Below are 13,130 nucleotides of genomic sequence, written 5' to 3'. Positions count from 1 at the left end.
CCCAGCACGGAAAAGGGCCGCAATCGACCAAAGCCGACGCGACCCGCTTGAAACGACAAACGCGATTGGTGAATTCTTGCTCTCACCATCGAGCAGCCTGGTTGGACTCAACAATTGCAAGACGTCTCAAACTTCTTGACTTGCTTTTCGGCTTCGTCTTTCGCCAGTCCATAGCGTTCTTGGACGACGCCAACCAGCTCCTCGCGTTTTCCGTTGACACGATCAAGGTCGTCATCGGTCAAGTCCCCCCATTGCTGCTGAGCTTGACCTTTGACCTGTTTCCACTTGCCTTCGATTTGATCCCAATTCATTTCGTTTCTCCTGAAGAATTGATATTCTGAAACCCGCCCGGACGAGCGTCGCCCGGGGCTCTGCGGTGTCCTACTCTTCGACGTCCACACTCACACTGCCATCGTCGACGTCACGGTTCACTTCCACGCCACCGTTTGGAGTTTCAACGTCCAGCACGGTTTCTTTCCGATCGCATCCGGTCACGATGAAACCCGCCACCATGGCCGCGGTGAGCAAAAGAAAGTGAACGACATCACGTGGTTGTCTCATGGCTGGACCTTTTGGCATGCGAAGTTGGTTAAGATCGAGGCAACCTGCTAGGCAAAGCCGTGAAGGCGTCTCGAGAGCAATCACGCTGACGCGAATGCGATGCCAAAGCAGCCAAATCACATGACCGGCATCGGTTTGAGCGAATCCAACCAGTCGTCACGTGATGTCCGCTTGGGTTTTGAGCCATCCCTCGGCCGATCCAGTGGAAACCAAGCGAATTCTCGACCGGGGTGGAGATTGCACGATGACTGGTCGATTGATCGGAAACCAAACAACGCAGGCAACGGGGGGATCATCCGTCCCTGGCGACCGTCAACCATTGCAAAACGTTTCGCCAAAGCGTGGAACACGGCATTTGCACCCCACAATCGATTGACCCCAGCGGGCTCGTCGCGTCCAATCAGGACGAACCGGACGTTCGTCTAGCGAGGTTGTTGAAGAGGTTTCGATGACCTCTGAATCTCATCGAAACGAAGCCATGCCAACCACCCCCACCGACCCAAGACCGAACTACCTGCCGACGGTGGTCGCGGGTCGGGAGAGACATTTCTGTTGAGCGATCCACCACTGGAATCCAAACCACTGGTTGTCGGCGTGGGTGCTGGCGCCGGCGGGATGGAAGCATTGCGAGAATTCTTGACGTCATTGGGTGACTCACCTGATCTGGCGGTGGTGTTCGTCGCCGATGATCCATCGGAATTGCATTCACACCAGGCTGGTGAATTGGCGAGTGCGACGCCATTGCAAATCGTCGAACTGAAGTCTCGCAAACTTCTCAAACCGAACACGGTTTACCTCTGCCCCCCCAACAGCCTGCTCACCATCAGCAGTGGTTCCCGGTTGTTGCTGAAACAGACCACCGAAGAATCCTTTGCGACGCCAATCGACCATTTCTTTCATTCCATTGCGGAAACGCGAGGAGCGCGAGGCGTTGGAGTCGTTTTGTCTGGGACGGGCACGGATGGCACGCTGGGGTTGAAAACCATCAGTGACGCAGGGGGAATGACGTTTGCCCAAACTTCCGAATCTTCAAAATTTGATTCGATGCCGAGAAACGCGGCGATCACCGGTGTGGCCGATCATGTTCTCTCCCCAGCAAAGATCGCTGATCAACTCAAGGACTACGTTCGCTATCTGAAACAACACTCGGACGAACGGGTGAGCGGATCGCTGCTGGAACAGATCGAACAGGCAATCCCCGAAGTTGCGGATATTCTGTATCAGGAGACCAAGCACAATTTCAAACACTACAAGACGGGCACGCTGACCCGACGAATCTTGCGGCGGATGCAAGTCCTGCAGATCCCCGATGTCGCGGCTTACTTGAACCGAATGCGGGACGACCAGGAAGAATCGCAGAACCTGTTTCGCGAATTGCTGATTGGGATCACGGCATTTTTCCGCGATCCCGAATCGTTCGCGAAGTTGGCAGCCGAAGTGATCCCTCCGATCTTCGAAGGGCGCACTGCCAGCGACCCAGTTCGCATTTGGGTGCCGGGATGCGCGACGGGAGAGGAAGCCTACACCCTGGCGATCCTGTGCCATGAATACGTTGACCAATTGCAAACACAGCAAGGTGGCACCCTCTCCAAAGAATCCCTGCCGACGTTTCAAATCATCGCCAGCGACATCGACGAGCGTGCGTTGGCTATCGCGCGACAAGGAGTCTATCCGCTTGGGATCAGCGAGCACATTTCGGAAGACCGACTGAAACAGTTCTTCGTCCAGCGTGGCAAACGCTATCACGCGAAAAGGAATCTGCGTGAGTCGATTCTCTTCTCGCTGCACAACCTGATCAGCGACCCACCTTTCTCGCGTCAAGACTTGATCTCCTGTCGGAATTTGCTGATCTATTTGGGTCCGCACCTGCAGAAAAAACTGATCCCCCTTTTTCACTATGCTTTGCGTCCCAACGGGTACCTCTTCCTTGGTCCGAGTGAATCCATTTCCTCGCACGGCGAACTGTTTGATGGCGTGAACGCCAATCATCGAATCAACCGACGCAAAGGAACCGAAACGGTCACGGCGGCGGAAGACTCACGAGGTTTCCTCAGCGCAATCGAAGTTGCCCGACCGGCGGCAATCCTTCCAGGCGAAGAGGACACCCAAGAAATCCACCAGGTTCTGCAGCGGATCATCCTGGATGAGTTTGCCCCCAAGGCAGTGGTCGTTGACTTTGACGGGCAAGTCGTTTGCTCCTTGTCAGAGACCAACCCGTATCTGTCCAGTGACGGCGGGTTGCTGCAAAAGAACCTGATCAAGATCGCTCCTGCTAGTCTGCGAGTTGGACTCCGCAGCGCCTTCGCGGAGGCCAAGAGCAATCGTCGACGGGTTGTCCGCGATGATCTGTCGGTCGCCTGCGAGGGCGGCCAACAAAGGGTGAAGCTGACCATTCAACCCATGATGCAATTGGGGCACGAAACCGAGTTGTTCATGGTGGCCTTCCAGGATCGGAGCCCTCCCGCTTCGGACTTGGAAGGGTCAACCGACGGCTCAGATCCGCCGGAAACCTCGGAGAAAGACGCCCAACGATTGATCGAACAACTCCAGCGAGAGCTCGCGGCCACCCGGGAAGACCTCGATCGGTCGATGCAAGAAATGGAGGCTACCAATGAGGAGCTGAAGTCGTCCAACGACGAACTCCTGGTGATGAACCAAGGGCTGCAAACCGCCAACGAAAAACTGGAGGTCTCCAAAGAAGAAATCCGCAGCAGCAGTGAGGCGGTCGCCCGTGCCAATGCGGACTTGCAGAACCTGCTGCGAAGCACACGCATTGCAACCATCTTTTTGGATGACGATTTGTCGATCCGAAGCTTCACACCTGCGGCGACAGAGATCTATGGTCTGATCGCGACCGATGTGGGGCGTCCACTCACGCAAATCGTTCCCAATGTGAGCGTCATGCCACCGCTTCCCAGTTGGGAACAATTGATCCAAGAAGACGGCGTCGAGCACACCATTGTTGCTCAATCCGGCCAAGCATTCATCCGTCGTGTGCTGCCGTATCGCTCCCACACAGGCGATCACGATGGGATTGTGCTCACCTTCACCGATGTCACGCAGCTGCGAGAAAGCGAAGAGCTGTTCCAATCGTTGGTCCGTGCCTCGGCCCAGATCGTCTGGATCGCCGATGCCAAAGGTGTGGTCGAATCCGACTCAACGAGCTGGCGTGAATACACCGGACAAACCATGGAGGAATGGTCTGGTTTTGGATGGCTGGACGCGATCCATCCCGACGACCGGGAACTGACACAGAAGGTCTGGGTCGACGCGGTCGAAAAGGGACGCCCGCTGGTGATGGAATATCGTCTGCGAAACCGAAATGGCGATTACCGCTGGTTCCAAGTTCGGACCGCTCCTCAACACCGCCCCGATGGAACCGTGCATCGTTGGGTGGGGATGAACATCGACATCCACGATCAAAAACAAAGCCGGTTGGAATTGGTTCATCGTGAGGCTCACCTGCGCCGCGTGATCAACAACCAACTGGGATTGGTGGGGGTGATCGATCGCAACGGATTGCTGTTGGAAATCGATGACCGGTCGCTGGAACACGCGAAAGTCAACCGCACGGACGTGATTGGCAAACCGTTCCACGAGGCTCCGTGGTGGAGCTACGACCCGGATGTCGCTCAGCAGATTCGAGAGGCAATGAAGCGAGCCTTCCAGGGTGAACCGGTGCGCTACGACGTGTCCTTGTTCGCCCACGGTGATGATGGCGTGATGATCGACTTCATGGTTGCACCTGTATTCGATGACAATGGAAACATCGAGTACCTGATTCCATCGGGCGTCGACATTCGCGATCGTAAAAAAGCAGAACGGGCCATGAAAAACGCTTCCCGGCGGATGCAAATGGCACTTCGGGCGGGAGGCATGGCCGCGTGGGAATGGACGCCAACGAAAAGCTATTGGACAAAAGAGCTGTACGAACTGCTGGGTGTTTCAGCAGACCAACAAGCCAGTTCCGAACTTTTGTTTTCACTCGTTCACCCTGACGACACGGAGGGGTTGAAACAACATTGGCGAGGTGCGATCCAAGGCAAACACGACTACGAATTTGAGTTCCGCATCCAACGCCCCGATGGGGAGTTGCGTTGGATCACCGGAATGGGGGAGATCGTGCGTTCGAAATCCGGCCAGGTCACTCGGATGCACGGTGTCAATTGGGATTCCACCCAAGAGCACGTGCAAGCAGAAACGCTGCGAGAAAGCGAGCGACGCGCGAATGAAGCCAGTGCTTCCAAGAGCGCTTTCCTGGCGAACATGTCGCATGAAATTCGCACCCCGATGACCGCCATCCTTGGCTACGCCGATTTGCTGCACGATGTGGTGGAGGACAGCGAAGCTCGCCAGCATCTGCAAACGATTCGGCGAAATGGCGACTACTTGCTGGACATCATCAATGACATCTTGGACCTTTCCAAAATCGAAGCTGGCAAACTGGATGTCGAAAACGAACGCTTTGATCCAGGCCGGTTGATCGAAGATGTTCGCAGCATCATGGAAGTCCGAGCCAAAGAAGCCGGGCTCGAATTGACCGTCGAATACAATGAGCACATCCCCGCATCGATTCAATCCGATTCCAAACGCCTCAAACAAGTTCTGATCAATTTGGTTGGCAACGCGATCAAATTCACCCACGAGGGAAGCGTGCGATTGGTGGTGCGGATGGATTCCGATCCCGATCGCTTGTGCATCGACGTGATCGACACGGGGATCGGGATCGCAACAGAACAACAAAACCATTTGTTCCAGCCTTTCTCGCAAGGCGATTCCAGCGTCAGCCGGACGTTCGGTGGAACCGGGCTTGGATTGACGATCAGCCAGCGATTGGCAGAAATGCTGGGCGGCAACATCACGTTCGAAAGCGACATGGGAGTCGGCAGCACATTCACGCTGATTGTTTCCCCTGGCGAGTTGACCGGTGTCCCCATGGTGGACCACTCAGAACCCATTGCCTATCAAGACAATGTTCCTGAAGCCCCGGACGGGCATCCCATCGAACTGAATTGTTACGCGTTGGTGGTGGATGACCGCCGCGACATTCGTTTTTTGAGCCGGCGTATCCTGACCAAAGCAGGTGCCACAGTCGACGAATGCGAGGACGGCCTGCAAGCCGTCCATAAAATCGTCGAGTGCATGAACGAGGAACATTGCCCGGATGTCATCATTCTGGACATGCAAATGCCAACACTGGACGGGTACGCCACCGCGAAAAAGCTCCGAGAACTCGGCTACGAAGGGCCGATCATCGCCTTGACCGCAGACGCGATGCAGGGCGACATGAACCTGTGCCTGGAAGCAGGTTGCAACGACTACCTCAGTAAACCCATTGATGCTGCCAAACTGATTCAGCTGGTCAGCAAATTGACATGAGCGAACTCACCACCACCGAACAGCAACTGCGTCTGGCATTGTCGATGTCCTCGATGGGTGTCATCCACATGGACTACGACACCCAACTCGCCTCGGCTGATCAGCAAGCCGCACGACTGTTTGACTTGCCCCCGGGTGTGCAGGTCGACCGGGAAACAGTTCATTCGAAGTTCCACCCCGATGATGCGGTCGCGATCAACGAGCATCTCGCCGAGTCGATGGATCCCAATGGTGTGGGGGAATTCTCAATGGAACATCGCATCATCCATGACAACGGAGACGTGCGTTGGCTGAGCATTCGGAAAAAAGTCATCTTTGAGGAGCGAGACGGCCAACGAACTCCGGTTTCGTCACTTCTGGCGGCCGTCGACATCACTCACAAAAAGCAGGAAGAAGACTTCCTCAAACGATCCCAAGAGACGTTTGAGAACCTGGTGCAGAACAGTCCCTTTGGCATCTACGTCGTCGACACCGACTTGAAGATGCGTTACATCAGCAAGGGTGCACGGGAGCACTTCACTCAATTTGATCCCATCGAAGGGCACGATCTCGAAACGATCATGTTCACGATTTGGCGAAAGGAGTTTGCCACCGAGATCATGAGGCTCTTTCAACACACGCTGGAAACCGGTGAACCCTATCAAGCGCCGGCGTTCGTTGAAAATCGTCATGACACGGACCAAGCCGAATCCTATGAGTGGCAAATCGAGCGAACGACGCTGCCCGACGGATGCTTCGGAGTGGTTTGCTATTTCTACGACGCCACCGAACACGAGCAAGTCGCGGAATCGATCCGACGCCGCGAACAATATTTTCGCGAGATGACGGACGCGGCCCCGGCGATGCTGTGGGTCACCGGCGCCGACCATTCCTGCACATTTCTCTCTCGAGGCTGGCAAGACTACACCGGACAATCTCAATCCGACGGCTTGGGAATTGGCTGGCTCGACATGGTTCACCCCGATGACCGTGAGGACGCCCATCGGATCATCCTCTCCGCTTTCGAACGCCGTGACCCTTTCGAACATGACTTCCGACTACGGACCGTCAACGGCGACTACCGATGGGCCATCGATGCCGGGCGTCCCAAGTTCAATTCCCAAGGACAATTTGAAGGCTACATCGGAAGTGTGATCGATGTTCACGATCGCCAAGTGGCCGAAACATCGCTGCGGCAGCGGGCCGCCGACATCGAGGCCAGTGAAAGCCGCCTGCGTTTGGCCGCGGAAACGACCGGCTTTGGCACCTACGACATCACCACCACCGACTCGCAGAACATTTGGTCCGATGAATTGTTCCGGATCCTCGGCTTGCCCGCGGACGGGGCCGCGGACGAAAACCGCTATGCGTCGTTGGTGCATCCCGATGATCGGCAACGATTCCGGCAAACACTGCGTCATTCCATGTTGCCGGACGGCCCCGACCAGCACTCCATCGAGTTTCGAATCAATCGTCCTGATGGAGAGACTCGCTGGCTCATCGACACGGGATGCACCTTTCGCGAGGGCATCCAACGGAGTCGTCGTGTTGTTCGGCGAGTGGGCACGGTGCAAGACATCACCGACCGAAAAATCTTTGAGCAATCGCTGCAACGCGCCAAGCGATCGGCGGAGATGGCCAATCGATCTCGCGGCGAATTCCTCGCCAACATGTCGCATGAAATCCGAACGCCCATGTCAGCGATCCTCGGGCATGCCGACATTCTGAACGACCACCTGAAAGACCCCGACAATTTGTTGGTGGTGGAAACCATCCGTCGCAATGGAAATTTCCTGCTGGCAATCATCAACGACATCTTGGATTTGTCCAAGATTGATGCTGGCAAGATGGATCTGCAGAAGCAACCGGTCCGGCCCGACACGATCGTGGGTGACATTCGTTCGCTGATGGATGTTCGCGCCGCGGAAAAAGACCTGCCGCTGAAAGTCGAGTTCGCTGGCCCGATCCCAGAAACCATTCGCACCGACGCGGTCCGGTTGCGTCAAATCCTCTTGAACCTGGTCGGCAACGCGATCAAATTCACCAACGACGGTGAAGTGCGACTGAACATCCGCTACGACCAACGATCCAAACTGCTGAACTTTGATGTGATCGACACCGGGGTGGGCATTCCGTCGGAGAAACTGGATTCGCTGTTTGAACCGTTCACACAAGTCGACAGCACCTCCACGCGTTCGCATGGTGGCACCGGGTTGGGACTGACGATCTGTCGTCGATTGTCCCAAGCCTTGGGTGGGCAAATCGATGTCTCCAGTCAACCTGGCAAGGGCAGTCGATTCACACTGTGCCTGAAGGTCGACGCCAGCGGGAAATTGATCCAACCCAACCTGAACAGCCTGCCTGCGCAAGAGACACCAGCCCCCGAGGTCCGGTTGTCGGCCAATGTGCTGGTCGTCGATGATCGACGCGACATCCGATACTTGGCCCAGCACTTCATTGAGAAAGCGGGCAGCACGGTCTACACCGCCACCAACGGGCAGGAAGCCATTGAGTTCATCGAGTCGCCCGATTCACCACCGGTGGATTTGATCGTCATGGACATGCAGATGCCGATCATGGACGGCTACGAAGCCACCACGGAACTCCGGCGGCGCGATTGCAAACTGCCGATCATCGCCCTGACCGCCAATGCCATGAAAAGCGATCGCGAAGAGTGCTTGGCCGCGGGATGCACCGACTACACCACCAAGCCGCTCGATCAACAGAAGTTGATCCAAATGATCGCCCGCCTGACCACTTGATTTGCTCTTGCAGCGAATCACGGTGGGTCACCCCAGCCGACAATCTCCGAAAATTCGTCCTGAACCATCAAACTTGAACATGGACACCGGTCGATAAGCGGGAGGAACGTCCTGCTTGCATGGAGCGAAACCTCAAGTGCGAATCGACACTCGCCAATCCGGTGTGACGACCCAATCCGGTGTGACGACACTGGATGATCATCGCCGAACTGCCAACGAAAACGTGCAAAGCGTCTTCAGCGAAGTGCTGGAGAACTTCGGACGCGAGGGATACGCCAGCGCTGAACCGGTCTCCACTGAAACGCCGCTGGATTCTCAGATTCAGCAATCGTGGACCCAGTGGTATCGCGTCGAGCAACTCGGGCGTTATCGCGGCCAAGAGGACGCCGCGGCTCTGGGTGAGTCGTACGCTGGCGTGATGTCCCAGGCTTACGACGAAGGCGGCTACGCCTCGCCAAAAGACTTCCTGCGTGGATTGCCGGCCGACGAACTGGAAACGGTCCAAACCATCCATCGCTTGGCTGATCCGATCCAGGTCGATTCGCTAAGTGAGGAAGGGGCGCTCAACCTTTTGATCCCTCCCGCTGCCCAGGTGGACCTCAACCGCGATGGGATCACGCAATCAGGCAAAGCCAACGGGCTTCGGTTCCCTGATAGCACGACATCGCCCGAAGCGACGCAGGCGTGGGAGGAAGCGACTGCCGGCATGTCCTGGGGCGAACGTGCGGTTCACGAGTTGCGGATGAAGCTTCCCGTGCTGACTGCGAATTTCCTCGTCAACGGCGACGGCCAGATCACGGGGCAACGTGAACCAGGGGATCCGGACTGGGTCAATCCCATGGCGGACCCGGAATACTCCTTCGTCGAGGAGACCAAACGCTGGATCGACTACTTGGATGACTTCAAAAACCAGATCGATCCAGACCAGTACGCCAAGGATCGCAGCTTCTTTGAGACGTTTCAGCAAAAGTTGATTGAACACGGTGCTCCCTGACGCCATCGCGGTAGGAACCATTCAGCGGCAAGCCTTCCCTTGTGAAACGCGAGCAGGAAACTGACCTGTTTCACGACCGCTGCCACGACTGTGTTTGGGCGGAAATCGCGCCGAAACGGCTCCCATCGGCCAATCACTTGTTCCTCCGCAAAATCAACCATTTTGCAAACTTGATTGAAGTTCGAGGGGAGAGTCGTATTCGCCTTGTGGCACCCGCGGAAGCATTGGTAGAGACGGGAAGATCCTGTTTCTCGTGCCACGGATATGGCTGCTCATGCCGTTTCGATTCTACCGCTGCGATACTTCGAAGCACCGCTTTCTAGCGTGTTTTGTTTGCTGCTTGGCGATTGCCTTCTCATCCAACCATCTTCACGCCCAAATGGGTGGTGGCGGCATGGGTGGAGGCCAAGCTCAAGCACCCGCCGCCGCAACCAAACCCAAATTCAGTGATCACATTCACAACCGCGACGGCATGGCACTGCGTCGCGAAGCGGGCGACGCAGTCGTGGCCGAAGTTCGGCTGGTCGGCAACCAAGTCATCCGGACCACAGACATTCTGGCGGAAATTCAAACCCGCAAAGGTCGCTTTTACAGTGAAGATACCGTTCTTTCTGATGTTGGTCGACTGAACGACATGGGATCCTTCGATCACGTCACCTTCGAAGCCGAGGAACGCCTCACGGCAACTCCCGGTTCGAACGGCAGTGCACCCCAGAAAAGCGTTCTGGTCACGTTCTACGTTCGGGAACGAGCGATGGTTTCGCAGGTCATCTATCACGGCGACTACGGAATGAACGACCGCGAACTGTCGGGGCGTTCGGGAATCACCGCGGGTGACCCGCTCAGCGAATTCGCGATCGAAACCGGCAAGCGCCGTTTGATCGACTACTACCACGAAGAGGGCTTCAACCAAGCCGCGATCATTGCGTCCATCGGACTGCCCGGTGATCCCAACGCGGTCGTCTTTCGAATCAACGAAGGCCCGAAAGAACGCATCCGAGACATTCGCATCGAAGGGGCTTCCATCGTCAGCGAATCGCGGTTGAAAAAAATCATTCAAAGCCGTGGCCCCATGATGGGCATCATGAGCTACATCGGCAACGTCGCGGACATGAAAAAGATCGACGCCGATGTCGATGTGTTGGCGTCCTACTATCACAACCTTGGATTCCTGACCGCGACCGTCGGACGTCGGATCGAATACGACCGAACCGGCAAGTGGATGACAATCGTGTTCGTCGTCAACGAAGGCCCACGTTTCAGCATCGGCGACATTCAAATTGTCGGCAACGAATTCATCACCGAAGAATCACTGCGACGACGTCTGGAACTGAAAGCCAATGATGTATTCAGCGGCACCAAGATGCGAAAAGACATCGGTGAGATCGTCTACGGCTACGGCGAACTTGGATTCATCTACGCCGAGGTCAACCCCAAGACGATCATGCGAGATGAAAACGGCATCGTCGACTTGGTGTTCGAAATCACAGAAGGCGATCGCTGGAAGGTGAACAGCATCCGCGTCGAAATCGACGGGGAACCTCACCTGATGCGAGAAACCACGATGTTGAACCTGATCGAGATGCGAGAAGGTGATTACATCGATCGTCGCGACTTAGAAACCGGGCGTAACCGGATCGAACGCAGCCAACTGCTCGAAACCAATCCCACGATCGCCGCCCCGCCGGACATCATCGTGAAGCCATTGGAGGAATCGTTGAGATGAACTCCAAGACCCCACTGAATTCACTCCCGCTCAAGTCCCGCTTCAAGTCATGGATGCGTGCTGTGACCCAATCTTCTGAATCGGATCCTTCGGCCACGTCGAAGCATCGCGCAGCAACGCGTTGGCTCGATGACATCCACCGCGCGCTGTGGACTCGCGTCTCCGCGTCCGCGTTGCTGGCATTGTCGTCCAGCCTCGTGTCGTCGTCGCCTAGCTCCGCACAAACGGACTATCCAGCTCCGCCGCCACCGTCCGCCTACGGAGCACCACCTTCGTTGCAGGGCACAACAGCGGCGCCGACCAATTCGACCTACGGCCAATCGGTCTATGGCGGCCCGTCCGCCTACGGCGCACCCGGAACGACTGCTCCCGCGACAGTCACACCTGCCCCCACGGCAGCCAACCCCTACGCCGCGCCGACTTATGGCGGAAACGTTGCAGCTCCGCCGGCGGCCTATCCCAACGGCGCCTATCAGGGGCAAACTTACCAAGGCCAAACCTACCAAGGTGACGTTTACCAAGGCGGAACTCTACCCGGTCCTTTGCAGGGCAGCTTTCCATCGTCACCCAGCTTGGCACCTCCGGTTGTCAATCAACCCACCGTTCGGGAGGCCGACCTGATCATTCAAGGTTACCCCGCTCGCACGGGTCGCCTGATGTTCGGCGGTGCGGTCAACAGTGACGCCGGCGTCACCGGCCAGATCACCGTGGATGAACGCAACTTTGACATCAGTCGCTGGCCGACCTCCTTTGGCGACCTGTTCAGCGGAACCGCCTTCCGTGGTGCTGGCCAAACGTTTCGATTGGAAGCCGCTCCCGGGAGTGATTATCAACGGTACACCGCTCAGTTCGCGGACCCCAACCTGCTGGGTTACTTGCCCATTAGCATGTCGCTGAGTGGGTTCTTGTACGATCGCAACTTTGACGACTGGGACGAAAACCGCCTCGGCGGCCGAGCCAGCTTTGGTTATCGCGTGACCCCCGACCTTTCGATTTCGCTTGGCGTCGGCGGACAAAATGTCGAGATCACTGACCCACGAGTCAACACTGTGCCCGAACTGAATTCGGCCCTCGGCGACAACGCTCTGTTCAGTGGCATGGCATCACTGATCCACGACACTCGCAACAGCCCATTGCAACCCAGTCGCGGTCACTACTTTGAATTGAGTTTCGAACAAACCTTTGGCGACTACGAGTACTCCACCTTCGAAGCCGAATACCGCAAGTACTGGTTGCTTCGCGAACGAGCCGATGGCTCGGGGAAGCAAACCCTTTCTTACAGTGTCCAACTTGGCTTCAGCGGCGACGAAACACCGATCTTCGAAAACTACTTTGCCGGTGGTTACGCGACGATTCGCGGTTTCGATTTCCGGGGTGCCAGCCCCGTCATCAACGGCGTGGAAGTCGGGGGTCAGTTCCAATGGTTGAACTCGGTCGAATACATGTTCCCGCTGACCGCCGACGACGCTTTTCGCGGCGTTGCCTTTGTTGACTTTGGAACGGTCGAACAGGACATCGAGATTGACACCGATAACTTCCGTGTCGCTCCTGGCTTTGGTCTGCGTGTCGCGATCCCGATGCTCGGTCCCGCTCCGCTGGCGTTCGACTTTGCATTCCCAGTTGCGATGGCCGACACGGACGACGAGCGAATGTTCAGTTTCTACATGAGTGCGATCCGCTGATCAGGGCCTGACATCGCCGGTTCGGTTCGAAATCCGAACGGCGAGAC

At 56.5% G+C, this 13,130-nt stretch carries 7 protein-coding genes; 5 read left to right on the top strand and 2 right to left on the bottom strand.

Going from position 1 to position 13,130, the window contains the following annotated elements; translation table 11 throughout:
- Positions 1-107: 107 nt before the first annotated feature.
- Positions 108-311, bottom strand: coding sequence for a CsbD family protein (locus UH5x_RS18700; RefSeq protein WP_053061019.1), 204 nt, complete (start codon positions 309-311; stop codon positions 108-110).
- A gap of 70 nt (positions 312-381) precedes the next feature.
- Positions 382-561, bottom strand: a complete 180-nt coding sequence (locus UH5x_RS18695; RefSeq protein WP_047812521.1) for a hypothetical protein — start codon at positions 559-561, stop codon at positions 382-384.
- 552 nt (positions 562-1,113) lie between these two features.
- On the opposite strand from UH5x_RS18695, the gene UH5x_RS18690 reads away from it, so the two are divergent.
- The 5 genes from UH5x_RS18690 to UH5x_RS18670 all read left to right on the top strand — a co-directional run bounded on the left by UH5x_RS18690 (position 1,114) and on the right by UH5x_RS18670 (position 13,083).
- Positions 1,114-5,940, top strand: a complete 4,827-nt coding sequence (locus tag UH5x_RS18690; protein WP_482633309.1) for a CheR family methyltransferase — start codon at positions 1,114-1,116, stop codon at positions 5,938-5,940.
- The gene (locus UH5x_RS18685) at positions 5,937-8,681 is read left to right on the top strand and encodes a PAS domain S-box protein (protein ID WP_482633308.1); all 2,745 of its coding nucleotides are present in this window, start codon (positions 5,937-5,939) and stop codon (positions 8,679-8,681) included. The genes UH5x_RS18690 and UH5x_RS18685 overlap by 4 nt, the downstream gene beginning before the upstream one ends.
- Positions 8,682-8,817: 136 nt before the next feature.
- Positions 8,818-9,675, top strand: coding sequence for a hypothetical protein (locus UH5x_RS18680; protein WP_482633307.1), 858 nt, complete (start codon positions 8,818-8,820; stop codon positions 9,673-9,675).
- Between the two features lie 274 nt (positions 9,676-9,949).
- Positions 9,950-11,401 (top strand): BamA/OMP85 family outer membrane protein, encoded by a 1,452-nt coding sequence (locus UH5x_RS18675; protein ID WP_047812517.1) that lies wholly within the window; start codon positions 9,950-9,952, stop codon positions 11,399-11,401.
- Positions 11,398-13,083 (top strand): BamA/OMP85 family outer membrane protein, encoded by a 1,686-nt coding sequence (locus UH5x_RS18670; protein ID WP_482633306.1) that lies wholly within the window; start codon positions 11,398-11,400, stop codon positions 13,081-13,083. The genes UH5x_RS18675 and UH5x_RS18670 overlap by 4 nt, the downstream gene beginning before the upstream one ends.
- Positions 13,084-13,130: the final 47 nt, after the last annotated feature.

The organism is Rhodopirellula sp. UH5 (assembly GCF_056839225.1).
This window is presented reverse-complemented; position numbering and strand designations above follow the sequence as displayed.